Here is a 24,396-nt window from a genome sequence, read left to right as displayed (position 1 = left end):
CCAATTAAAACAAGTATTAACCCTAAAAATAGATCACGATGAACCAAGTGGACAAGCCAATCGACAACGATTTCTTTGATGTGAATGTTATCTGTAGATAATTCAGCAACGAGAAAAAAAACAAAGACTATAAAACAATTATTAACCATAAAAACTTATCACAATGACAATAATAGAACATCCTATTGATCACGATTTCTTCGATATAAACGTGATGTGTACACATCTTCCGGATTATCCTCAACAATAAATAATAACCAGAAAGAGTGATTGTTCACTCATGATTAATCACTCTTTCTTTAATAAAATCTTATAACATGAATATTTCACACAACTTCTTCGTATACTTTAAAAACAACGAACCTATTTTATTTAATTATAAAAACAAAAAAGAGTACAATGTAAGAAAAGAATATCTTAAAAAATTAATTGATTATTCTCATTCTGACGAACATCCTACATCAGAAAGTAAAATCATTGATGATTTTATTACTGCAGATGTCTTTACTGAAAAAAACAACCTGGAGGAGCCTTATTTGCATTATTATGCTCACATGTTCAACCATATTACCAAGGATACATCCCTTACCATGTCAGACTCTACAGAAGAAGAATGGGCTAACCAATATCTTGACATCTGTAATAGAGTAAAGGAGCAGGAGTTTCCAAGAAGAGGTCAGATAGAGGATTTTGAAACAGTATACACTTTACCGCAGCCTACTCCAATAGTATCTGATCTATATGATACTTTGAAAAAGAGAAAAACAATCAGAGAATTTGAGGATACGGAGGTTAGTCTTGAGCAATTAAGCAATATGCTTTTCTATACCTTTGGTTATATTCATGGTGAAGAGGAAGAATACAGACCTTTCAGAAGAAGAAGCAGTCCTTCAGGAGGTAGTCTACAAATTATCGAGCCTTATGTTACCATATTCAATGTTGAAGGAATTGAAAAAGGAGTTTACTGGTACGAGCCTGAGACGCATTCATTATGCAAAGTAACGGATGAATTTTCTTATCAGGATTTGAGAGAATGTTTAGCGGGTCAGTTTTTTGGTGGCAAATGTTCATTTGGAATATTCTTCGCTGCCAATCTTGAAATTTTGGCGTGGAAATATAAAACTCCTAGAAACTTTAAGGTTGTGTTTTTAGAAGCCGGTCATTTCTCTCAAACCTCACAACTAGTTGCTGTTTCCCAATCATTACAAACTTGGATTACAGGAGCATTCAAAGATTCTGCTATAGAAAAATTCTGTAAAATGGACGGAATCAAAAAAATACCTGTTTTTTTCACAGCTTACGGAAAAGGAGATTATTTATCTATGCACTCTATCATGAGAAAAAAAGTAGATGAGTATAGTTCCAATTAAAATTCCGGTAGCGTCATGTGAAAATTTATTAATCAAAATATAAATTGATATGAATTCACAAAAAGAACTACTAAAAAGGTTTTTAAAGTATATCAACCCCTATATTAAGGAAGAAATCGTTCTTTTTGTTCTGATGATTCTTTCAAGTACAGGCGCACTGGTAACACCTTATATGCTGAAAATCATCATTGATGATGTATTCCCAAAAGGACAATTCCATGACCTGGTCGTATTGTTAATGATATTGGTAGGAATATACATTCTTCAGATTATTTTCTCATTAATTTCTGATATAATGTCTACAACAGTCAGTAAGAAAATATCTTCTGACATCCGCGAAGAGGCTTTTGCAAATATTTTAAATAAAGATGTATCTTTTTTTAAGAACTCAAAGGTTGGCGAATTGGTATTTACACTAATGAATGATGTTGACAATATACAGCTGACAATATCATCATTATTAATCAGGTCCATAAAAAATATCATTATTTTGATTGGAGTGGTTGTTATGCTTTTTATTCTGGACTATAAATTGGCCATATTAAGTCTGATCTTCCTTCCTGCCGTTATTCTAGTAATCAAAGCTTTCTCCCCACATATAAAAAAGAATTTCAAAGGTATACAACATATGGAGGGACATCTCAACAACTATCTGGTTGAGAGAATAAAAAACATCAGGGTTATTAAAAGCTATGGAACCAATCTGTTTGAGATCAGAAATATCAAAAAACAGCATAGTGATTTGGTGGGGAAACATTCTAAAGGTACGCTTGTAAGCGGTCTTAATACCAGTGTCTCTTCCCTACTCATGTCTCTGGCTCCGGTTTTAGTTTTATCCTATGGAGGATATCAGGTTTTTCAGAATACAATGAGTGTAGGCGCTCTTATTGCTTTCATACAATATCTCAATAGGCTTTTTACTCCTACTGTGGAAATTGTAACTACACACAACCAGTTTTCCAAATCTCTTATTTCCATGAAAAGAGTTGCAGAATATTTTGACCATAAAAAACCTTATGTTGAAGAAATAGTTGAATCTGAGAGACAAAGTATTAATGAAATTACATTTCAAGACATTTCAGTAAATCACGGAGGAACAGATATTTTAAAAGAGATCAACTTAACTTTCGATCATGGAAAAACATATATTCTAAGCGGGAAAAGCGGGAGCGGAAAATCTTCCATCATTAATCTTCTATGTGGTTTTTCAGAACCAATGAGGGGGCAAATCCTTATTAATAACGAAAATATAAAGAACAACAAATACTGGCAGAATGAATATTGTTTAATAGAAAAGGAAAATCAGCTATTTCATGACACCATTCGAAATAATATCAATTATGGGACGTCTGAAAGCAAGTTTGAGATTGATGAAATTATAAAGTACGTTCAGCTAGAAGATGCTGTAAAGAAACTTGAAAAAGGATTAGACAGCCTCATATCCTTTGGCGGAGGAACTTTTTCAGACGGACAAAAGCAACGATTATCCATTGCAAGAGCAATTAACAGATCTCCATCGGTATTTATATTTGATGAGTCTACAGCCTCACTGGATGCTAAACTAGAGAACGAAATTATAAAAACCATTCGTCACCTCTTCCCTGAGTCTATCATTATCATAGTATCCCACAGAATTGAAACATTGGGATTCGCAGATTATATTTTTAAATTAGACAAAGGAAATATTGAACAACAAACCATCCTATCAGAAGCAATATAAACCTAAAATTAAATTATAAGATTATGAAAAAAGTACTCTTTGCACTTCTATTATCACTTGCTATTCAAGTTTCTTCTCAAAAGATACCTTTTAAAACACTTCCCTCAGGACATATGATCGTCCCAGCTAAAATAGAAGGAGTAGAAGGAAACTTTATATTGGATACCGGGGCAGGAATCAATCTCTTCTTTAATGATTTTGTATCAAAGCTACCCCAAAAACCATCTTCTTATAATTTTTTCACAGGCTTCAGAGCTACCGGTGAGCGCCTGGACATTCCTCTTTTCAAAAATAAAGAAATAACATTCGGAGGAAAAAGCTTTAAAAGCATCCCTTTCTCAACAGCGGAAATGAAAGTTCCGGGAATTGACGGATTACTCTCCCTAAAAATGTTTGAAAACCAAGATATCGTAATCGATTATAAAAATCAGGAAATAAGCTTTTCAGATGCAGCCCCAAAGTCTTACTCAAAATCAATAGACATCTTTCTATCTACACAACAGGATGATACTGTAGATATCTTTACCTATATAACCCTAAATAACAAGTACAAAATAAAAGTATTGCTGGATTCCGGAGCAGGAAGTAACTCTTTCTGGTTCAGTGATAAATTAATTTCCACTCTTTCCCTGGATCCTAAAACCATGCAGCTTATTGAGAAAGAAAGCGAATTCAATAAATCTGTAAAAACAAAGATCTATAAAGGAAGTATTACACAGATTTCCAATGAATTTGTTACCCTGAAAAATCAAAATGTAATGTTTGTGGAAAATTTAATCTATGAGGGTAAAACAAGCATCAACTGGTTAGGAAATAAAATAATTATCAGTGTAAAAAACAAAAAAATATATATTCTTGAGTAATTTTAACCATTTCAGCACCATTTCACTTCAACCATAATTTAAAATTCACAAGAAGTTTCAGGTTTAAGGATTATATAATATTTTTGTTAGAATTCTAATTATCATCGAAAAAGAATTTCTGACACCTTATGTATAAATATGAAACCTACAATAAATATGTCATAAGAAAGCCTCTGTTTTCTTATGACATATTGTTTAATAATAATGAGACAAAAAATATAAATGATGTTGTTGCAGACCTAATTTATGACGATGCTTTTGTGACATCCATATATTGGAGCTCTCCGGATTTATATGAAACCATTATACATTACCGGGAAAAAACACTCAAAGAAGATAAAGTTACCAAACTACTTCACACTCTAAAAAAATATGTTATCCGTGCCAGCACAAGATGTACCCCTTACGGAACAATGGCAGGAGTGGCTTTGAACCATATCAACAACACAAATCCCCCATCGCCTGAAAAACTTCTGCGTAAAGCCAGAATAGATATGGATTTTCTTTCTGAGCTTATAGATCATATTGAAAACAACGAGGAACTTAAAAAAAATTTAAGATATAAGGTTAATAATACCATCGCAAAAATTCCCGGACAATTTAGATATCAGGAACCTATAAAAACTGATGGTGAAGAAAAGTTTCAGTTAGCTTCCCTAGAAATTAACGATCCTTTAGAACTAATATCTGAGCTTGTAGATTTTAAAACATACGAAGAAATAGTCACCCTATTTCCGGACTTTGATGAAGAAGAAATTTCTGATTTCCTGAACGAGCTAATTAATATAAAACTATTAGTAAGCGAATTACAGCCAGGACTGACTGTAAATAATTTAACGGCCCTGAAGAGTATTTTACAAAGACTACTCAATGACAATATCTCTTCTGCAGGAATTTACTTGAATATTGTATCTAAAGTAGAAGAATGTATCCATATTTTAGAAACAACTGACCTGAGCTATCTGCCCACTAAACAAATTCATGAGCTTAAAAGTTTAGCATCCTCATTAGACATCAATAAAAAACACTTTTTTCACGTTGATCTCAAACATTCTCCTGAAACTGATTTTAACATTGATGACAAAACACTGAGAAACATCAATACTTCACTTTCTATTTTGGATAAGTTTAGAAGCAAGCAGACTTTATCAAGCGAATTGGATTCTTTTAAAAAAAATTTTAGGGAAAAATATGAATCCCGAGAAGTCCCCCTTACAGAAGTACTGGATTCAGAATTTGGAATTGGATTTCCCTCCAACTATCAGATTGGAAATATGCAGACCAGCAATTTACTTCAAGGACTGGCCAAGGAAAAAAAAGAAAAAAATAAAGAATCATCCAACCTGGACTTTCTTCTTGATTTAATTGAAAAAACAAAAGAAGGAATAATTCGTTTAGAGGATTTTGATCTGAAAACAGCAGAAGAACTTCCCATCAAAATACAAAACTCCTTTATCATAGGATCTCCTTTTCAAGAGAATTTTTTTCTCCAAAATATAGGAACAGCCGGTGCAGGCTCAATTTTAGGGAGGTTTGCCTTGATAGATGAAAAGATTGAAGAATTATGCAATGAAATCCAAAGGACAGAACAGGAACAGGAACCAGAAATAATCTTTGCTGAGGTTATCTATATCCCTGAAAAAAGAGCTGCCAATATTGCAAGAAGACCTCGCTTATCAGAATATGAAATTCCTATTTTCGCTAATAGCAATGATCATAACAAACCTATTTTGCTAAAAGATATCCTTGTTTCTATAGAAAAAGGAGAAATCATATTAAGATCAGAAAAACTAAACAAAAGAATTGTTCCCCGTCTTTCCAATGCCCACAATTTTCATAAAAGTGAAAGTTCCTTTTATAAATTTCTATGTGCCATACAATATCAGAATCAGGATAATTTAAATATTAGAGTCAATTATTCTGGAATGAAAAAAAGATTTTTCCCAAGAATTGCCTACCGTAATATCATACTCCACAGAGCCTGCTGGTTTCTTCAGGAGAATGATATGGACGCTATAAGAAGAGCAAAACAACCATTATCAGAATTAAAGATATTTATACAAAAATGGAACGTTGCAAAACATGTTGTTTTGGTACAGGGGGATAATGAACTTTTTTTAGATACAACAAACGATTCATACCTGCTTTTGCTCATTGATGAACTAAAAAATAATAAAACTCTCCAACTGTCAGAATGGCTGCAGCACGTCAATGAAAGCAGAAACTATAGCCAGCAGATTATCCTTCCTTTAATCAATAAAAACTTTGAGCCACTTTCCTTGTTAAAAACATTACCTGTTTCTATACAAAGAAGTTTTGCTCCCGGAAGTGAGTGGCTGTATCTGAAAATATACTGCAACTCTAACATTTCAGATCATTTACTCTCCATAGCAAAACCTTTACTGTATGAACTCATTGAAAGTAAAGCAGCAAAATCATTCTTTTTCATACGATATACAGATCCTCATCATCACATTAGGCTTAGAATAAATCTGGCCCAAAAAGAATTATATGCAGAGGTCCTTCAAAGGTTTTATGAAATTCTGGATCCTTATTTTCAGGAAGAAACAGTCTGGAATCTTCAGATTGATTCTTATCATAGGGAAATTGAAAGGTATCATTCGGAATTAATGGCCAAAACCGAAGTGGCATTTTATTATGACAGTCTCTTAATCTTACATTTAATGGATCATGAAAACTTTATGGAAAGCGAAGAAGTAAGACTTTTTTCGGCAGTAAAAAATGTAGAATACTGGCTGTCTTTATTCGGTTTATCTTTACAGGAAAAATTAGATTTTTGTAAATCGATGGAAAATGTATTTTTGCAGGAGTTTTCTTCGGAGCTAAAATCTCATATCAATTCACAATACAGGCTTCTAAAGGATGATCTCTATTCCTTTTTTGAAAATCATGAATATGAGAAAGATTTTAACAGACGGAATAAGGATTTAATCCATTTAAAGCTATGTAAGGAAAATGTTTCCAGCTATATACATATGAGCATAAACCGATGGTTTTCTTCGGAGCAGCGAGCAATGGAATTAATGGTTTATTCATTTACCACAAAATATTATAATAGAATTTTAAGCCAATCAAGGTAAGAATATGCATACATCAAATAAACAAATAACCCCATTTTTAGAAAGGATTTCTCAATTAAATTTTGATAAATATTATACCACTACCAACAGAATACTCTGTCATACTTTTATGTGGCTCTTTTTCTCTTTACTATTGTTTTTAAACTATTGGCTAGAGCTGGAAATGACTATTCAATCCTGTATTCTATTAACAGCTCGGGGAACGATTAATAATATGATGGCTTTTTACCTGTTCTTTTATATCATTGTTCCTCAAATATTTAAAAGTAAGACCTGGGGAATTTGTTTAGTAATATTTAGTATCCCTTTTTTAATTTACCTCTGGCTTTCTGTCAATTATTTTCAGTTTAATCTTTTCCATTATCTAGGAATTGAGATTCATGGAGGTCCATTTGACAAAATAGTAAGCAAAAATGTAGAACAACCCTACTCAAAAGCTGTATCATTCAAAAGTATTTTTGGGAATGCTATGCTTGTGATTTACTCTTTTTCACCTCCTTTTTTTATTAAAATATTATTTGATATTATAAAGCTTTTTAACAGAACTATTTATTTCCAAAAACAAGCCTCAGATTTGGAACTTCAGAATCTTAATATTGAAAAAAACTTTTTAAAAGCACAGCTTAATCCCCATTTTTTATTCAACACATTAAACAATCTATATGGGTTGGTTGTAAAACAAGACCCCAATGCTGCAGAAGCCATTATTAATATTTCAGATTTAATGGCCTACACTCTCTATGAATCTAATACGGAGAAAGTCCCAATCCAAAAAGAATTAGATTTTATTCAAAACTATTTCTATCTGGAAAGGATGAGGTATGCGGCGGATAAGGACATTACACTAGATATCTCCATGCCACCCAATATTGACAATATGATGATCGCCCCTCTATTGACCTTCACATTCATTGAGAACGGTTTCAAATATGGTCTAAAGGATGTGGACAATAATTTTTTGAAAATAAATATCAAAATTGTGGATAATATTTTTTATTTTTCCATCGTGAATAATAAAGAGAAAAATTCTATAAGAAAGAACATGTTGGGGGGAATTGGTGTGAAAAATATAGAAAAAAGACTTAGTCTAATATATCCACAAAAACATGAATTAGTAATTGAAGACAAAGAAACTCGTTTTTTTGTTTCTCTTTCAATAGACTTGACTTATGATGAATGAAAAACTCCGTTGCATAGTTATAGATGACGAACCGATTGGTAAAGAACTGATCGTAAATTTCGTAAAAACTATTCCTTTTTTGGAATTGCAGGCTTCCTACGAAGACCCTATTGAAGCTTTAATGTATCTTCAATCCAATGAGGTAGATATTATATTCAGTGATATTGAGATGCCTAAAATTAATGGTATTGACCTTATCAGAACTCTCACGAAACAGCCCTCAATTATATTTATAACCGCACACAGAGATTTCGCCCTGGAGGGTTTTGAAAACGGTGTTGTAGATTATTTGGTAAAACCGGTCGCTTATAATCGTTTTTTAAAAGCTGTAAACAGGGCCAAGGAAAGGATTCAGGCCTCTTCTAAAACCCAGACAGAGCCTAAAGAAAATAATTTTTCCGTTGACCGAATATTTATTAAGGTAAGTGGAAAACTGGTAAAATTAATTTTAGAAGACATTCTATATGTAGAAGCTCTTGGGGATTACCTTAAAATTGTTACAGATACGGAATCCTACACTACCCTAGCAACATTGAAGTCTATGGAAGATATTCTTATTCTTCCTAAATTTTTCCGTGTGCAAAGATCCTTTATTGTAAAGCTTACCGCTATAAAATCTGTATCAGGAAATGTTATAGAACTTAATAATGGTAAAGCTATTACGATTGCAAGTACAAAAAAAGATGAGTTATTTAATCTTCTAGGAATTTAACTTCAATTTTCTCGTCTACAATCCTACTTAGTTCATCTACAAATTGATGGTAGGTAATATTTTTATTCAGCATATCCATTTTCATAATATTATGAAAATCACCTAATTCTGAAATCACATTTTTTGACAACAAAGAAGATAATATAATAAATAATGATGTATTATTGATATTTTCTTTGATGTAACGGCTGTCTATATTTATAGAATCAATATCCCAGAAAATGATTTGAGAATCTTTGGTTATATTAATCTCTTCGGATAAAACAAAGAAAGGGGTCTGGCTAATAAACCCCTTAAATTTGTTATAAAGAAGGAAATTATTCGATATTATTTTACATGTTATCCACATTGGTTTTGAATTATTTTAAAAGAATGATGAAGTTGATACTGTTGTTACGTGTGTGGTTCCCTCATCGCCAAAATTCTTAGTAGCAAAATTTTTAATTACTTTTTTCTTGATTACTAATTTATTTGACTGTGATTTGATTTGATTTTTCATGGTGGTTAGTTATTTATATAGCAAATATGTTATAATATAGGATTGTATTCAATATTTTTCGACAGAAAGACCTATAATTACGTTGAAGTATCTCATTTTTCCGATTAAGCTATTATCTGCTTTTCTTGATTATATGCCCGCTAGCCCTCCTGTATCTAAATTTATTTCAATAGTTATCATTTGTGCAGCGAGCACTGCCCTAAATTTTAATTATGATGGTATGTTTTTGAGATGAAAATAATTAGCATAACATACTACTAACCTAATGATTGCATAAAAAAGCTACTAAAAAAGAGATGTTACAAAAGATATTAATTAACACAAGTATATAATCATATACAATGTATATACAGTTTCGGCTTAAGCCAAAAAAACGGCACAAAATTATGTACCGTTCAAACCATTATTAAAAACTAACGAAAAGATTATTTAATCCTATTTTTTTATAAATTTATTTCTATAGACTTCTCCATTTTTACTTTTGGAAACAATGATATAATTCCCCGGCACCAAATGACTTACATTAACAGGTTGTTGATAGTGATGATCATTTTTCTTCAGAACCAGTTTTCCGGACATATCTATGATGGTGATTTCCTTATATACCTCAGATTCTTTCCCGATATAAAGGAATTGAGCTGTAGGATTGGGATATATAGTAAGGGTATTGCTTTTCAGCTTTTTCTCTCCTGTGCCTAGATCTCCACAGAAAGGCCAATTACCAAAGTTTAGCTGTACAAATGAAAACGGATCTAACATTTGACATTGATTGGGGCAATATTCTGTACAGGCATAAAAGCCATATTTACCACTCTTTTCAGCCTTATAAGTATCTCCTGTTGCACCGGGAATAACGCATGGATCTCCTGTAAACGGGGCAGATGTAGTGGGAACGCATTTAAACCATGTATGGGTACCGTACACCACGGGAAATACATTTTCAAATGTTACAGAAGCTCCGTCACATATATTGGCTTCTCCGGTATCTGTAATTTCATAAGTTCCTGGAATAAAGGTAGAGATCATAGCCGGAAGACCATACATATAGCCATCTGCCATCACTGCCGGACTTTCGGCAGCACAGTCTCCATCAGTCACTTTTACCTTGAAGTAAAACAGCTGATCTCCTCCATTAATGGTTAATTGTTGGGAAGTGGCTCCGGGAATGGCAACCCAGGGGTTATTATTGGGGGTCTGCCATGTCCATTCCTGCTTGTACCATTGATAGGTTCCAAAGGTTTGGGTAGAAAGTATTTCATTTTCTCCTTCACAAAAAAGGATCTTGTCGGAAAATATTGCACCAAGTCTGGGACTGGTAATGGTAGGGTTACATTGGGCTTTTATATTCAGAAGACTGAACAATAAAAACGTTAAAAAAATTAGTTTTGTTTTCATATGTTGACATTTAAGTTTGATGTCTTTTGTAAAAACCCAATCCCGCTCTAATCAATCAATAATCTGATTCCGAATTTCACATTGAAATGCAGAGGTTTTTCCTTATAGATTGTATTGGGAGAATTATCATCTTTAAAATGATATCCGATTCCCGGTTCTGCATAGATTCCCAATCGGTTAATGACTTTTAGCTGAAGTCCCACGGCTGTATTCACCGAAAACTGAAGAGGTTTATGATCAATACTTTCCTTGGAAGTTTCCTTTACTTCGTCATCTACTACATAGGTGGTTGTAATGCTTCCTGCTACTTGCTTTTCTACCAATGCTCCTCCCGTTATATAGCCTGTAAATTTCCCTTTCTGAATCACGTTATAATTAACCTGAACCGGAATTCCTATATAATGGACGGTCTGATCACCTTTAATGTAGTTAGTACTGGTTCCTGAATGAAGCTCGGAAGCCAGTTTTGTATAATTCAGCCCTGTTCCTATTCCCCATCTTTTACCCAGATTATAATAAAGTGACAGACCAAATGTTACAGGGATCTTATGTCTTATTCTTGCTTCTACAGCCTTGCTCTGATTGGCCAGTAATATTTCCGTTAAGGGATCATCTACATATTCTGAAGCGCTCCATACCGCTTCAATATTCATGGGCTTTCCATCCATAGAGGCATATCCGGGAAACTGTTGTTCCGCAGAATTGGAGGAAACATTACCTGTGAGCATGCTTAACATCCAGGATTTATCTTTCTGAGATTTTAATGCCTTTTCTTTCTTATTTTCAGCATATTTTTCTTCTAACTTCTCTTTCTTAAAAAGACTTTCATTGGTTTCCTTTTCATCAATTGGGGCCTTTATCGTTTCGTTGGCCAATGGCAAGTCAGGTAAAGTTTTATTCTCCTTTCCAAAAGGCTCTGCATTACCTGTATTATCTATAATTACCTGAAATTTTTCGTTTTTTTCCAGTTCTTTTCTCTCTATACTTTCATGCTTTAGAGTATGTATGCTTTTCCCTGATTTTGCTGTGTTAAAATCATTTTTAACAAGAGGAATACTCATGATCGGATTTTCATCAACATTTTGATCTTCCTGGGCTTCTGAATTTTTTAAAACTGAATTTCTATCGTCTTCTTTATTTAAATCTGAATGATTTTTTGAAAGAGTTTTGTTCTTATCTTCCTGTGGCAGCATCTTCACCATCATAAAAACCAAAATCGCGGCTGCTGCTGCAATCCCTCCAATGCGATAAAGTAGGGACTTATATCCTACATCTGTACCTCCTTTTCCTTTCTCATTTTTCTCCTCATTATTGACTACCGGAGCAACATTTGCCATAATATTGTTCTCTTCTTCTCCTGAGAACAATTCATCGCTAATGTCTTCCCACAACCCGTCCGGAACACCCTCTTCATGGTCTTCCATTCTGCTTCGCAGGTTATTGAGCCATTCATTATTCATATTGTGCTTTTTTTGACATTTTAAACTCTTTTATTTTTTGAACAAGAAGTCCTTTTGCCCGATGAAACTGTGAGGCAGAAGAGTTTTCTGCAATTCCCAACAACAATGCAATTTCCTTATGACTCTTCTGTTCAAACACATACAGATTAAAGACTGTTCGGTACCCATCCGGAAGTGCCCGAATGATTTCCATAATATCAGCCTTGGGAATTTCCTCAAAATCTGGTTCCTCTTCATGGGGAAGATCGGGAAGCTCATCTACCTCAACAGTTGATTTAAAGTCTCCTTTCTGCTTGATATGCTTTAGGGATTCATTGACTGTAATCCGGGTGATCCAGGCTTTCAAAGAGCCTGCCCCTCTGTATTCAAATGATTCTATAGAGCGGAACATTTTAATAAAACTGTTTTGAAGCACATCATGCACATCTTCTCTTTCAGATATATATCGGGAACATACATAGGTCAGATTACCGGAATAAGCTCCAAATAGCTCTTTCCAGGCTGCCTCCTCCTTTTTCAGAAGGCGCTTTACCAAAATCTGTTCTTTACTTTCTTCCATGTACTGCTCCAGTATCCTATATATTGATTAAAATTTTAAAGCAAAAATAGATTGCATTGTATAAATGCAATCCATTTATAGTAATCACTATTCATTAAATCTTCACACAGAACGGAAAATTATAATTAATAGCTTCATAAGGGGCCAGTACTGTACCATCTACGGTAATTTTCTCTGCCATCAGGGCAAATCTCAACGATCCGTCCAAGCCTACATAAAATCCTTTCTGCTTTGCTACCAATGTAACTTCTGTCTTTTTTATCACTCCATCTACAGGAATACGGATTTCCATTACTTTAGGAGCAAAAACCAATTCTACTGCATTACTGGAAGTATTTACCGAGGCCGTATAATTAAGATCATACTTCATCTTTCCTATTGCTTTGATTGCTTCTTCTGCCTTTACCGGATCCTTTACTACTGTTTTCACAATTTCATCTACCGGAAATTCTGCAAACGCTATGGTATCTTTCTTTACTTTAAAATCTTTTATTTTTTCTGTTTTTACACTTCCCTGTATGGTAATCAGTCTCCCTTTATAATTTCCTTTAACATCTTCTAGCTTTACCGGAGGAATGTCCGGGCCGTCATTATTGCATGAATAGAAAGTGAAACTTGTGAATACAAGTAAAATGGCTATCAAAAATTGAGATACTGTAAATTTCTTCATTACATTATTTTTTTCATTAAACATTAATTATTTCGAGTACTCATTGATATAAACCCTCTTTTTCAAAAATCTTGCACGTATTTTTCAAAAAAAAACAAACATTTTATGTAACTACCTGATTTAATGAATATAAAAAATCATTTTCAATGAATGTTTTTCAAATAAAAAGCAAAAATACTTCTCAATATTCTATTTTAAAGTACTATTTAATGAAAAAAGGAAGCTGCATGCTACAACTTCCTCTTATAATTTATTATTTAAATGTTATTCTACTCCACCACCGAGTGCCCTATAAAGATCCACCTCAGCATTTAATCTTTCCAAGGTAACGTTAATGGCTTCCAGATCATTTTGAAGCTTGTTATTCTGAGCGGTAATAACTTCCAGATAGGTTGCCATTCCACTTTTGTACAGCTTTAATGCATCATTGATGCCTTTATCTAAAATAGCTGTTCTCTGTTCCAGAAGCTGCAATCTTTCAGACGAGCCCTGCGACTTTGCCATGGCATCAGAAACTTCTCCAACAGCAGTCATAACTGATTGCTTAAAGTTTATCGCTGCTTTTTCCTGTTCAATTAAAGCTGTTTCATAAGCTGTTTTCAATTGTTTTTTCTGGAAAATAGGAGCGGCAAGATTGGCTGCAACGGCCTTGGTAATAGACCCAGGAATATCAAACCATGAACTAAACTTATTGGAATTCACCCCGATTTGAGGGCTTAGGCTTATGCTTGGGTACATTGCGGCTTTTGCCAGTCCTGTTTTTGCATTCAGGCTGATGACATTAAATTCTGCAACTTTTAGATCGGGTCTTCGGCTTAGCAGCTGTGCAGGCAGTCCCTGTGCAAGTTTATTTTCAGGAATCATCATTTTCAGATTTCCTTCTCTTTCAATCTTCGTGGGGTATTCTCCACAAAGGATACTCAGGGCATTTTCCTGAACGGAAATATTCTGTTTTGCCAAAGGAATCAATAGTTCAGCAGTTTTCTTTTGTGCCTCAGACTGTTGTACAGCCAATGAGTTGATCTGGCCCGCCTTAAACTGAAGATCCATCATTTTAAGGGTGCTGTTGCTTAGTTCAATATTCTGTTCTGCAATTTTCAACTGTTCGTCTAAACTGATCAGGTTATAATAAGCCTGTGCTACCTGAACAATAATCCTGCTTTTTACAGCATTTAGATTTTCCTTTTGTGCAAAATATTCTGCAGCAGCAGATTCTTTCTGCATCTTGGCTTTTCCCCAGATATCAATTTCCCATGAAAGTCTTAGGGCCGCACTAAAGTCGTCCATGTACTTGGTTCCTACAAACTGTTCGTTCAGCGACCCGTTAAGGGTATTTGTGGATGCCCAGCTACGGTTAGCCCCTGCGGTGAAGTCCAAAGTAGGCATTAGGGATAGCTTGGCCTGCTTGTAGACAAGATTCAGTTGTTCTATGTTTTTTAGGGCAACATTCACTTCGTTATTTCGGATTAAAGCTCTATCTATTAAACCGATCAGTTTGGGATCCTTAAAGAAAGTCTTCCACGGAAGAACTACAGTATCTCCTGTTACCTGTACAGTTTCTTTATAGCTTTCCGGTACCTGAAGATCTGTTCTTGTATAGGATTTCCCTACGGCGCAGGACACCAGTACTGATGCCATTGCGCCTGAAATAAGGAAATTCTTTATATTAAATATTCTCATTTGTCAATTTATTTTTCCGATTTTTTATCTACTCTCCGGTATCGGATTATTTTTGAACCACTGGGGCTTCTATTGTATTATATTTCTTCTTGGATGAAAACTTCTCATCCAGATATTGGAAGAACATATACAGTACAGGAATTACAAATACTCCCAAAACTACTCCACTCAACATTCCTATTGCAGCACTTACACTGATGGATTTATTTCCTGAAGCCATTCCTCCTGTAGAGATCATTAAAGGAATCATCCCTACAATAAAGGCCAATGAGGTCATAATGATAGGACGCAGCCTTGCCTTTGCTCCTTCCAATGCTGAATCCAGAATGGAAAGTCCTGTTTTTCTTCTTTGGACTGCAAATTCTACAATAAGGATTGCATTTTTTGCCAATAGACCAATAAGCATGATTAATCCTACCTGTACATAGATGTTATTATCCAGTCCTATTGCTTTTATTCCAAGGAAAGCTCCTACAATTCCTGTTGGAATGGAAAGCATTACTGCCAACGGAAGAATATAACTTTCGTATTGGGCTGCAAGAAGCAGATAAACGAAAAGTAAACATAATCCTAGGATGACAACGGTTTGACTTCCTGCTGATTTCTCTTCCAAACTTAGTCCGGTCCATTCATAACTGTAGTCGGATGGAAGTTTGTTCAGTGTGGGTTCAATTTTATCCATCAGGGCTCCGTTACTAATACCCGGTTTCGGTACTACGTTGATGTTAAGAGAATTATAAAGATTATATCTCTGAACGGATTCCGGACCATATACTTTTTTCAAAGTGATTAGGGTATTGGCAGGAACCATTTCTCCTTTATTATTCTTCACAAAAATATCATTGAATGCCTGTTCATCCATTCTGAAAACACCGTCAGCCTTTATATTGACTCTATAAAACTTTCCGAATCTTGAGAAGTTCTGAGACTGATCTCCTGAAAAATAGGTCTGTACTGTTCCCAATAAATTAGCAATGCTTACTCCTAATTGTTTGGCTTTATCTTCATTTACTTCAAGTTCCAACTGAGGATAATCTGCCCTAAACATGGTATAGGCGTAGGCAACTTCCGGTACCTGCATTAACTGTCCAATTACATCATCTGCCTTTGCCTTAAGAACCTGTGGATCTCTACCCATACGGTCCTGAAGAACAATCTCTGCATCATTTGTTACTCCATATCCTTCTACAGGCGGCATTCTGAAACTCATAACACTTCCCTCCTTGATTACGGACAGCTTTCCATTAACGATATTCATGATTTCATCAATATCCTGAACGGCTCCCCTTTCTTTTTTAGGTTTTAATTTTACAAACCCCATAGCATAGGCTGGTCCCGCACTGTTACTCAACAGGTTAAATCCTGTAATGGATGTGTTTTCCTCAACAGCATCTACTGTTTTTAAAATGGCATTGATCTTATTGGAAACCTCTGTTGTTTTTGTTAATCCCGTTCCTGGCGGCATACTTAATGAATAGATAAAGAATCCGTCATCCTCCATTGGAACAAAACTCTTGGTGGTACTTGTCATAAGCCATGCTGATAGCCCAATGATCCCGGCCACCAAACCTGCTGCAATCCATTTGCGTCCAATTAAAAATCGTACTCCTTTTGCATAACGGTCTGTCATGTTACTAAATCCTGCGTTAAATGCAACGGCAAATCTTTGTCCGAAACCTTTTGGTTTTCCGTTTTCTTCTGCATGGTGATTTTTCAAAAACACAGCACATAAAGCCGGTGTTAAAGTAAGCGCGTTCACTGCTGAAATGATAATTGCAATGGCTAATGTATAGGCAAACTGTTTATAAAATAACCCTGCCGAACCAGACATAAATCCGATGGGAATAAACACCGCAGACATTACCAACGTAATTGAAATAACAGCTCCTGTAATTTCACTCATCGCCTTGTGAGTGGCATCTCTTCCTGAAAGGTCTGTTCCTTCCATATTACTGTGAACAGCTTCCACAACTACAATAGCGTCATCTACGACAATACCAATGGCCAGTACAAGAGCAAACAACGTCAATACATTAATGGTAAATCCTAATACCAAAAGGAAAAAGAATGTACCAATAATGGCTACAGGTACTGCAATTGCAGGAATAATGGTAGACCTGAAATCCTGTAAGAAGATAAATACTACAATAAATACAAGGATAAATGCTTCTATAAGGGTAGATTTTACCTGTCCTGTTGCTTCATCCAGTCTCTCCTTGGTACTCATTACCTTGGTGTATTTTATCCCTGGAGGAAATGATTTTGACAACTGATCAATGGCCTTGTTGACTCCGATTTCAATTTCATTGGCATTGGAGCCCGTAGTCTGCATAATGGCCACCGTAACCGCATTTTTACCGTTGGAAAGGTTATCTCCACTGTTATTGATGGATCCAAATTCTACACGAGCCACATCTTTAAGCCTTATTACATTAGTTCCATCGTTTTTAACAACAATATTCTCATATTGCTCAGGTTTATTCTTTTTTCCTTTATACCTGATGACATATTCTAACGCAGCGTCAGATTCTTCACCCAATTTACCGGGAGCAGATTCTAAACTGTGATCTGCAATAGCATTGGAAACATCTGACGGTTCAAGCCCATAGGAGGACATCTTCTGTGGATTAAGCCAAATTCTCATGGAATAATCCTTAACTCCGAAGATCTGTGCCTGTCCTACCCCTTTTACCCTCTTGATCTGTGGGATAAGGTTGATATTGGCATAGTTCTGAAGAAAGGTTTCGTCATACTGTTTATTATCTTCAGTATAAATATTGAAGATCAACACCATACTGTTCTGCTGCTTGGAGGTTGTTAATCCCATCCTTACCACTTCCTGAGGCAATATCGGAGTGGCCTGTTGTACTCTGTTCTGTACATTTACTGCCGCCTGATCTGCATTGACTCCTTGCTTGAATATAACAGAGATTGTAAATGTCCCGTCATTACTTGCTGTAGATTTCATGTAACTCATGTCTTCCACCCCGTTGATCTGTTCTTCCAGTGGTGTTACCACGGAACGAATTACCGTCTCACTATTTCCTCCCGGATACGAACCGGAAACGGTAATGGTAGGCGGAGAAATATCCGGAAATCTGGTAACTGCCAGCTGGTTCAGTCCTATGATCCCCAAAATGACAATAATAAGGGATATTACTGTCGCCAGTACCGGACGATCTATTATCTTTTTTAACATTTTCGAATTTTCTAAGAATGATTATAAAATTATTTTGAAGGCATCACTTTAGCTGCAACCGGAGCCCCATCTGTAAGGGCATCTATTCTATTGATTGCAATTTTATCTCCTGCATTTACTCCATTTTTTACAAAGTAATCCTGAGAGGTGCTTCCTGATACTTCAATCTGAGTCATCTTCACTTTGTCCTTACCCTCAAGTTTATAGACAAAGAATTTATCCTGAATATCCTTTACTGAGGTCTTTGGAAGTTTCACAACACCATCCAATGCGTTGTGAAGCATTACTCTGGCAGTTCCTCCTGATCTTAGCAGCTTATCCGGATTTTGGAAAACAGCTTTCATCTGAATACTTCCCGTATTTTTGTCAAAGTTTCCACTTGCATTTTCCAGTCTTCCCTTGAATGAGTAGGTGGATCCGTCTGCTAAAACAAGCTCTACATTGTCTACATTTCCTCCCGAAGCTGCGGCTCTGCTGTAGGCAATAAAGTCTGCTTCATTCATTGAGAAATAAACATTCACACTGCTGATGTTTGAAAGCGTCGTTAACGGTGAAGAATCAGACGGGCTGATGAGGTTTCCTACCCTGTTCGGGATTCTTCCTATGTATCCACTCACGGGTGCCTTGATATAGGTAAAGTTAGCATTGATCTTTGAAGAACCTAATGAAGACTGAGCTTGTGCTACTTGTGCTGATGCTGCCTTAAGACTTGCCTGTGCTGTCTTCAGCTGCATATCGGAAACAACCTTTCCTTCTACCAGGGGTCTTAGTTTTTCAACTTCCAGCCTTGCTGTTTCCTGAGAAGCTAAGGCGGCTTTTAAGGCGGCTTCATTGGTAGTAACCTGCTCATTGTATACGGAGGGGTTAATTCTAAATAAGGTCTGCCCTTTGCTCACATATTGTCCTTCTTTTATATATACTGCTTCCAGGTATCCTGTTACCTGAGCTTTAATGTCTACATTATCCTGCCCCTCTATACTTCCGGGGTATCCCGTAGAAACATCTGCATTTCCGGATTTCACCTGGATAAAGTCGGTAGGAAGCGCCTGTTGCTGTTGGGCATTTTCCTGACCGTTCCCAGAGCCGCAGGAGTATAGTATTGCTGCTGCTGTAAGTGAAAGAGCCAGATATCCTTTTCTGTAATTCATAACATTTGATTTTAAATTTTACAACAGCAAAATAAATTCATATAATAGGGATATTCATCTAAAAATCTGGTGAAGCGTAATTAATCGCAGGTGAAACGTATGATAGCAAAAATGAAAGGAAAAGGGCTTTTTACTCTATTCTGAAGCATAAAAAAGGACTTTCTGCTTACGTATGGAAAAGATAAAAGCTGCCTTAATAAGACAGCTTTTTATATCATTGTATATTTATTTATCAACTAATAATCCATCCAGGATTTGAAAATGGAGGCCTTTTCCCGACTTACAATAACCTCCATTTCCGGTTGTTTTCTAAGTTCCAGTTTAAGTTTACCATTAAAGTGGTTAAAGATTTGTTTTACAGAATCTATATGGATAATAAATTGTCTGTTGGCCCTGAAAAAGAATTTCGGATCCAGCTGTTTTTCAAGTTCTTCCAATGTTTGCGGGATATTCTCAACAACACCACTATTTAACATTGCCTTACTCATTCCCAACTCTGTGTAAAAGTACAAGATATCTTCCGCCAAAACTGTTTTATAGCCATCACGATGGGTAATGAGAAATCGTTTTCTGTAATCTTTCGGCTGAATATAATTGAGCAATCCTTCTATTGCTGAACCTACCACGGGAACAGATTCCATAAAGGTCTCGTAACGCTTCAGCGCAGCATCCAGTTCTTCTTCATCTATAGGTTTTAAAAGATAATCTATGCTGTTATATTTGAACGCCTGTACAGCATATTCATCATAGGCAGTGGTGAATATTACTGCGCTTTTAATTTCGTGTTTATTAAAGATTTCAAAACTCAACCCGTCTGCCAGACGAACATCCATCATAATGACATCTGGCACCACATTGTTTTCCAGCCAGTTTACGGTAGATGTAATTGAATCTTCTACGGATAGTATTTCAATATGGGGTCTTAGCTTTAGCAATAATCTTTTTAGCCGGTCTGCATTGGGTCTTTCATCCTCGACTATTAAAATTTTATTAATCTTCATATCAATGGAAGTTTTACAATAAATTTATCTTCTGTTTTTTCTATTATCGGTTTTGTGTATCCAAGGATCTCATATCTTGTAATGATATTGGTGAGGCCAACTCCTGAGGAATCCGGCTTATTAATAAGTGGCAGGAATGTATTGGAAACAACCAGTTCTCCGATAGAGTTTGTATATACATGAATCTCCAGCGGGTTGGCCTTTGAGGTTTGGTTATGCTTTATGGCGTTTTCAACCAATAGCTGCAAAGATAATGGAAGAGTATACATAGATCTGTACTCTTCCTGAATGTCAATTTTAAATATAACACCCTCGCCAATCCTTTTTTCAATCAGGAAAATATAAGAATCTAAAAATCTCAGTTCCTCTTCTACTGCAATGATGTCTTTTTTGGAATTCACCAGAAGATATCGATATACTCTTGCAAATTTTTCTGAATATTCATACCCTAATTGCTGGTCTTCCAGAATAAGTTCTGATAAAACACTGAGGTTATTAAAGATAAAATGGGGGTCTATCTGTAGCTTAAGCGCCTGAAGTTCTGCGGCCATTGCAGCTTGCTTGTGCTTGGAAGCCCTTATTTTGTGCTGGGCAGCTTCCACTGCTGTTTTTTTCCAGTTTTGGAGTAAATAATCCACTGTGTTAAATCCACTGATGATAAGGGATATCACAATATTAGTAGCTACCCATTGCCCTAATAATGTATATTCTTTTCGGGAATCCATTTCCGGTAAGTTATCTGAAGTACAATCCACAATGGCATTAATGATCATAACAATCAGGACACTTCCCACAATCTGAAGGGCACCCTGAATGAGCAATCGTTTTATGGTTCTGTCTTTCCAGGGAAGTAACTTATTAAGGGTCAAATCTATAAATATACTAACCTCTGAGATTATTACAGAAAAAAGAAGTACCCAAAGGGCATCCTCAATCACCATTTGCAGCGGAGTCTCTAAGTATCCCTGCCAAACCGGGTCAAAAGGGTCAATCAAATAAGAAAAACCACAAAAAGCAATGACGGCTACAGCCCAGATTACAAGCCTCCTCTTCATTGCAGAAAGGATCTTTTTACTTCGTACTATATTTTTTCTAATGGTCGAAACCCTGCTCATATCCGGGACTTTGTGAGTGTAAATATAGAAATAGATTTTAGAAAGGGATACCCTATTTTGGACGAGACCGCCAAAACGGTACCTGAAACGTAAAATAGAAAGGTTCAAATGGAAGCTAACGTTTCATCACCTTAAAAATACATTTCATCATCACTTTATGCAATGTCACCATATTTTTAATAAGATAGGAAGGCATCCATCCTTAGTTTTGCTGTATCAAATCCGGTACAATGAAAACTATAATTGTCTGCACAGATTTTTCTCAGGAAGCTGAAAATGCCACCCATTATGCGGCCTCCATGGCTAGGGAAAACCAATACAAGGTAGTCCTGTTCAACTTACAAAGTATCTCCATTCATGCTTTGAATGCCCAGGTTTCTGCTGATTTCTTTTACGAGCAAACCCTTAAGAATCAAAGAAAACTCGCTGATAAATCCGAATCAATCAGCACATTATACAATATAGAAACAACATATCATCTGGCTTCCGGCAGCTTTATTGAAGAGCTTAATGCCTGCATACAAACCACAAAGGGTGATTTTATTGTGATGGGGATGGCCGAAAAAACTCTCGAACAGAGGCTTTTGGGAAATACGGTAACGAAAGCCATCCACAGGATCAAAAACCCTATATTAATTGTCCCGGGACATATAGAATACACGGGTATCCGAAAAATTCTTTTTGCTTATGATAACCACAAGTCTATGACGTGGTCTGCCATGAATGATATCTATTATTTCATCAGCGAATTCAGTTCTGAGATTGAGGTATTCAATGTAAGTGAAAGTCTGGAGGATTTTACAGAAGTCATTGAAGACATCGACTTAAATTCGGGGTATAATATGGATGATATTAAGTACAGCTTTAAAATGATTCAGTCTATGGAAATCATCAAAGCCATTGAGGAGGAAGTGAAACTGACCAATGCTGATCTACTTACGATGATCCCTTACAGATATAACCTTGTGGAGTCTCTTTTTCACCGAAGCAAAACAGCCATCATGGCGTACAAAAATAAAGTGCCTTTATTATCAATTCCTTTAAACATAGATTAAGAATCAATAAAAATCTGTACACTTTTGAATTATCCTTTTTGCCTTTAAAGGCTAAATTTTACACTTAATCTTGTTTAATAGGACCGGAAATCTATTTCCGGTCCTATTTTTATTTTAATTTCATATTATTGCTAACGGAGCAAAGAGGCTTCTACGAATATATTTTAATTAACAACAATAACCATTATGTCCCATCTTTTTCGTTCTCATAGATATCTTATTATTTTCGTTTTATTTATTGGATACTCATTATCAGCCCAAAATTTTAAAGTACAGAAAGATATCGGCAAGCAATGTATGCAAAAGATGCGGCTGGTTTCAGATAAAATTATTTTAGCTAAGAACAATTTTGAAATGTATATTCCATCCGAAATAATCATAGACCCGCTTCAATCCACCATCATTACCAATGTTCAGAAACCGAATAAACAAGAAAAGACAGTAACCAACTTTATCATTGAGGAAATTAAGTGTAATATGAATGAAGATATTACTTCAGGAACTATAACCTATATGGTAAAAAGTAATAATCCAAAATCAGTTTATCCCCAAAACGGTTTTATCTTAAAAGCAACACGTGAGGGATTGTCTTTTTTAAGTAGTACCGATCCAGCAGATGATACACCTGTGATGCCTATCATGAAATTTGAAATTATGAACTAGTTTTTCAATAGAAAAACACTTCAAACGGAAGTTGGCAAGTCTTTTTTTAAGAAACCAGTTCCATTAATGCTTCATAATAGTTTTCCAATAGGTGATGATCTCCATTCAAAAATAAATAGGGTTCTATCAGCTCTAATTCCATTAAATAAAATGAATTATTAATTAAAACACCATCCACTCTTGCATACAGTGTTGATTGTGACAAGCTTTTTAAATAAGCTCCAGCCTGTTCTATATGCAGCGGCTCGGGTGTTGGATAGCTAATGCTTCCACCATGATAATGTTGTACTCTGAAATCTCCTTGTTTAGGCGTTTTTAAGGAACAGTGGCTATATTTTCCATTGAAAAAAAGAAACGACCATTCTCCGGTTTTAATTTCCTCTACAAAGGGCTGCACCATATAATCCTGCTCTTTCAGAAGCTGGTTAATTTCTGAGGATCTTTCATCAAAATTACTTTTGCTCACCGTTACTGTATTTTGTGCTCCCGCACTTATGCAAGGTTTTACCACCAGTTTATCAGTATTAAAAAGATCAAAAAAATGAGTGTCAAAAATTGAGTCTTTTTCAAGATATTCGGCCGGAATTACCGGAAGTCCCTTTTCAGCAATATCCTTTAAATAATGTTTATCACTGTTCCACTTAATGATTTCTACAGGATTTAAAACTTTAACTCCTAGACTTTCAATATATTGCAGCCAATGTAAAAACTCGTGCAAATGGTTATGATAATCCCATGGAGATTTGATAATTGCCACACTAAAGCTGCTCCAATCTATCTTGTCATCGTTCCAGATTGTGGGAACAACGTCTAAGCCTTTGCTACTTAAAAAATTAATCAGTTCTGTATCCTCATCATTGACAACTCCCTGCGAAAGTCTTTCTTCCTTTTTATAACCTACGATCGTTATTTTCATGTTTCTGTTATTATGCATTTATCTTAAGTAAAGTTCGGAAGATGGCATGGATAAGCACAGACACAGATTTTTTTATTTGGATGGATACAA

General features: G+C 35.4%; 19 protein-coding genes. 8 read left to right on the top strand and 11 right to left on the bottom strand.

The genetic code is table 11. The features are described 5' to 3' along the window. Window positions 1-317 precede the first annotated feature (317 nt). The 6 genes from C7D53_RS18595 (at window position 318) to C7D53_RS18570 (ending at window position 8,946) form a co-directional block, all read left to right on the top strand. Window positions 318-1,370, top strand: coding sequence for a SagB/ThcOx family dehydrogenase (locus C7D53_RS18595; RefSeq protein WP_106917890.1), 1,053 nt, complete (start codon window positions 318-320; stop codon window positions 1,368-1,370). A 49-nt stretch (window positions 1,371-1,419) separates the two neighbouring features. After that, entirely contained in the window at window positions 1,420-3,090 is a 1,671-nt protein-coding gene (locus tag C7D53_RS18590; RefSeq protein ID WP_106917889.1) for an ABC transporter ATP-binding protein, read from the top strand. A gap of 23 nt (window positions 3,091-3,113) precedes the next feature. Beyond that, window positions 3,114-3,953 carry a retropepsin-like aspartic protease gene (locus C7D53_RS18585; protein WP_106917888.1) on the top strand — a complete coding sequence of 280 codons (840 nt, stop codon included), beginning with the start codon at window positions 3,114-3,116 and terminating at the stop codon, window positions 3,951-3,953. Window positions 3,954-4,081: 128 nt separating this feature from the next. Beyond that, complete coding sequence (locus tag C7D53_RS18580; protein WP_106917887.1) at window positions 4,082-7,054, top strand: lantibiotic dehydratase; 2,973 nt, start codon at window positions 4,082-4,084, stop codon at window positions 7,052-7,054. Between the two features lie 4 nt (window positions 7,055-7,058). Next, complete coding sequence (locus tag C7D53_RS18575; protein WP_228422437.1) at window positions 7,059-8,234, top strand: sensor histidine kinase; 1,176 nt, start codon at window positions 7,059-7,061, stop codon at window positions 8,232-8,234. Further along, window positions 8,224-8,946 (top strand): LytR/AlgR family response regulator transcription factor, encoded by a 723-nt coding sequence (locus tag C7D53_RS18570; RefSeq protein ID WP_228422435.1) that lies wholly within the window; start codon window positions 8,224-8,226, stop codon window positions 8,944-8,946. The genes C7D53_RS18575 and C7D53_RS18570 overlap by 11 nt, the downstream gene beginning before the upstream one ends. Here C7D53_RS18570 and C7D53_RS18565 read toward each other — a convergent pair. The 10 genes from C7D53_RS18565 to C7D53_RS18520 all read right to left on the bottom strand — a co-directional run bounded on the left by C7D53_RS18565 (window position 8,927) and on the right by C7D53_RS18520 (window position 21,672). Beyond that, the gene (locus C7D53_RS18565) at window positions 8,927-9,295 is read right to left on the bottom strand and encodes a hypothetical protein (protein WP_106917886.1); all 369 of its coding nucleotides are present in this window, start codon (window positions 9,293-9,295) and stop codon (window positions 8,927-8,929) included. The two genes, C7D53_RS18570 and C7D53_RS18565, sit on opposite strands and share 20 nt — an antisense overlap. A 585-nt stretch (window positions 9,296-9,880) precedes the next feature. After that, window positions 9,881-10,840 (bottom strand): T9SS type A sorting domain-containing protein, encoded by a 960-nt coding sequence (locus C7D53_RS18560; protein WP_106917885.1) that lies wholly within the window; start codon window positions 10,838-10,840, stop codon window positions 9,881-9,883. Window positions 10,841-10,887: 47 nt separating this feature from the next. Then, window positions 10,888-12,300, bottom strand: coding sequence for an outer membrane beta-barrel protein (locus tag C7D53_RS18555; RefSeq protein ID WP_106917884.1), 1,413 nt, complete (start codon window positions 12,298-12,300; stop codon window positions 10,888-10,890). Beyond that, window positions 12,293-12,859, bottom strand: coding sequence for an RNA polymerase sigma factor (locus C7D53_RS18550; RefSeq protein WP_106917883.1), 567 nt, complete (start codon window positions 12,857-12,859; stop codon window positions 12,293-12,295). The genes C7D53_RS18555 and C7D53_RS18550 overlap by 8 nt, the downstream gene beginning before the upstream one ends. Window positions 12,860-12,953: 94 nt before the next feature. Further along, a complete protein-coding gene (locus C7D53_RS18545; RefSeq protein ID WP_106917909.1) occupies window positions 12,954-13,529 on the bottom strand; it encodes a DUF4840 domain-containing protein in 576 nt (191 codons plus the stop codon). A gap of 264 nt (window positions 13,530-13,793) precedes the next feature. Continuing rightward, window positions 13,794-15,209 (bottom strand): efflux transporter outer membrane subunit, encoded by a 1,416-nt coding sequence (locus C7D53_RS18540; RefSeq protein ID WP_106917882.1) that lies wholly within the window; start codon window positions 15,207-15,209, stop codon window positions 13,794-13,796. Window positions 15,210-15,255: 46 nt separating this feature from the next. Continuing rightward, window positions 15,256-18,408 carry an efflux RND transporter permease subunit gene (locus tag C7D53_RS18535; RefSeq protein ID WP_106917881.1) on the bottom strand — a complete coding sequence of 1,051 codons (3,153 nt, stop codon included), beginning with the start codon at window positions 18,406-18,408 and terminating at the stop codon, window positions 15,256-15,258. A 29-nt stretch (window positions 18,409-18,437) separates the two neighbouring features. Continuing rightward, window positions 18,438-19,556, bottom strand: coding sequence for an efflux RND transporter periplasmic adaptor subunit (locus C7D53_RS18530; protein ID WP_106917880.1), 1,119 nt, complete (start codon window positions 19,554-19,556; stop codon window positions 18,438-18,440). Between the two features lie 236 nt (window positions 19,557-19,792). Then, complete coding sequence (locus C7D53_RS18525) at window positions 19,793-20,557, bottom strand: LytR/AlgR family response regulator transcription factor (RefSeq protein ID WP_106917879.1); 765 nt, start codon at window positions 20,555-20,557, stop codon at window positions 19,793-19,795. Next, window positions 20,554-21,672 carry a sensor histidine kinase gene (locus C7D53_RS18520; protein WP_106917878.1) on the bottom strand — a complete coding sequence of 373 codons (1,119 nt, stop codon included), beginning with the start codon at window positions 21,670-21,672 and terminating at the stop codon, window positions 20,554-20,556. Before C7D53_RS18520 ends, C7D53_RS18525 begins: the two co-directional genes overlap by 4 nt. A gap of 230 nt (window positions 21,673-21,902) precedes the next feature. Between C7D53_RS18520 and C7D53_RS18515 the strand changes: the two genes are divergently transcribed. Beyond that, window positions 21,903-22,727, top strand: coding sequence for a universal stress protein (locus C7D53_RS18515; protein WP_106917877.1), 825 nt, complete (start codon window positions 21,903-21,905; stop codon window positions 22,725-22,727). Window positions 22,728-22,913: 186 nt separating this feature from the next. Beyond that, complete coding sequence (locus C7D53_RS18510; protein ID WP_106917876.1) at window positions 22,914-23,390, top strand: hypothetical protein; 477 nt, start codon at window positions 22,914-22,916, stop codon at window positions 23,388-23,390. Window positions 23,391-23,436: 46 nt separating this feature from the next. Here the strand turns inward: C7D53_RS18510 and C7D53_RS18505 are convergent, their stop codons facing one another. After that, window positions 23,437-24,306, bottom strand: coding sequence for an ATP-grasp domain-containing protein (locus tag C7D53_RS18505; protein ID WP_162926221.1), 870 nt, complete (start codon window positions 24,304-24,306; stop codon window positions 23,437-23,439). Window positions 24,307-24,396 lie beyond the last annotated feature (90 nt).

The sequence above is a fragment of the Chryseobacterium aurantiacum genome, from assembly GCF_003020585.1.
Lineage (GTDB): Bacteria > Bacteroidota > Bacteroidia > Flavobacteriales > Weeksellaceae > Chryseobacterium > Chryseobacterium aurantiacum.
The sequence above is the reverse complement of the archived record's forward strand: the minus strand, read 5'-3'. Positions and strand labels throughout refer to the sequence as shown.

Excerpts from the sequence above, each read along its gene's own strand:
- C7D53_RS18595 (WP_106917890.1), top strand. The coding sequence starts at position 318 with ATGAATATTTCACACAACTTCTTCGTATACTTTAAAAACAACGAACCT.
- C7D53_RS18545 (WP_106917909.1), bottom strand. The coding sequence starts at position 13,529 with ATGAAGAAATTTACAGTATCTCAATTTTTGATAGCCATTTTACTTGTA.
- C7D53_RS18520 (WP_106917878.1), bottom strand. The coding sequence starts at position 21,672 with ATGAGCAGGGTTTCGACCATTAGAAAAAATATAGTACGAAGTAAAAAG.
- C7D53_RS18550 (WP_106917883.1), bottom strand. The coding sequence starts at position 12,859 with ATGGAAGAAAGTAAAGAACAGATTTTGGTAAAGCGCCTTCTGAAAAAG.
- C7D53_RS18590 (WP_106917889.1), top strand. The coding sequence starts at position 1,420 with ATGAATTCACAAAAAGAACTACTAAAAAGGTTTTTAAAGTATATCAAC.
- C7D53_RS18555 (WP_106917884.1), bottom strand. The coding sequence starts at position 12,300 with ATGAATAATGAATGGCTCAATAACCTGCGAAGCAGAATGGAAGACCAT.
- C7D53_RS18515 (WP_106917877.1), top strand. The coding sequence starts at position 21,903 with ATGAAAACTATAATTGTCTGCACAGATTTTTCTCAGGAAGCTGAAAAT.
- C7D53_RS18525 (WP_106917879.1), bottom strand. The coding sequence starts at position 20,557 with ATGAAGATTAATAAAATTTTAATAGTCGAGGATGAAAGACCCAATGCA.
- C7D53_RS18510 (WP_106917876.1), top strand. The coding sequence starts at position 22,914 with ATGTCCCATCTTTTTCGTTCTCATAGATATCTTATTATTTTCGTTTTA.
- C7D53_RS18570 (WP_228422435.1), top strand. The coding sequence starts at position 8,224 with ATGATGAATGAAAAACTCCGTTGCATAGTTATAGATGACGAACCGATT.
- C7D53_RS18530 (WP_106917880.1), bottom strand. The coding sequence starts at position 19,556 with ATGAATTACAGAAAAGGATATCTGGCTCTTTCACTTACAGCAGCAGCA.
- C7D53_RS18585 (WP_106917888.1), top strand. The coding sequence starts at position 3,114 with ATGAAAAAAGTACTCTTTGCACTTCTATTATCACTTGCTATTCAAGTT.
- C7D53_RS18565 (WP_106917886.1), bottom strand. The coding sequence starts at position 9,295 with ATGTGGATAACATGTAAAATAATATCGAATAATTTCCTTCTTTATAAC.
- C7D53_RS18535 (WP_106917881.1), bottom strand. The coding sequence starts at position 18,408 with ATGTTAAAAAAGATAATAGATCGTCCGGTACTGGCGACAGTAATATCC.
- C7D53_RS18505 (WP_162926221.1), bottom strand. The coding sequence starts at position 24,306 with ATGAAAATAACGATCGTAGGTTATAAAAAGGAAGAAAGACTTTCGCAG.
- C7D53_RS18580 (WP_106917887.1), top strand. The coding sequence starts at position 4,082 with ATGTATAAATATGAAACCTACAATAAATATGTCATAAGAAAGCCTCTG.
- C7D53_RS18540 (WP_106917882.1), bottom strand. The coding sequence starts at position 15,209 with ATGAGAATATTTAATATAAAGAATTTCCTTATTTCAGGCGCAATGGCA.
- C7D53_RS18560 (WP_106917885.1), bottom strand. The coding sequence starts at position 10,840 with ATGAAAACAAAACTAATTTTTTTAACGTTTTTATTGTTCAGTCTTCTG.
- C7D53_RS18575 (WP_228422437.1), top strand. The coding sequence starts at position 7,059 with ATGCATACATCAAATAAACAAATAACCCCATTTTTAGAAAGGATTTCT.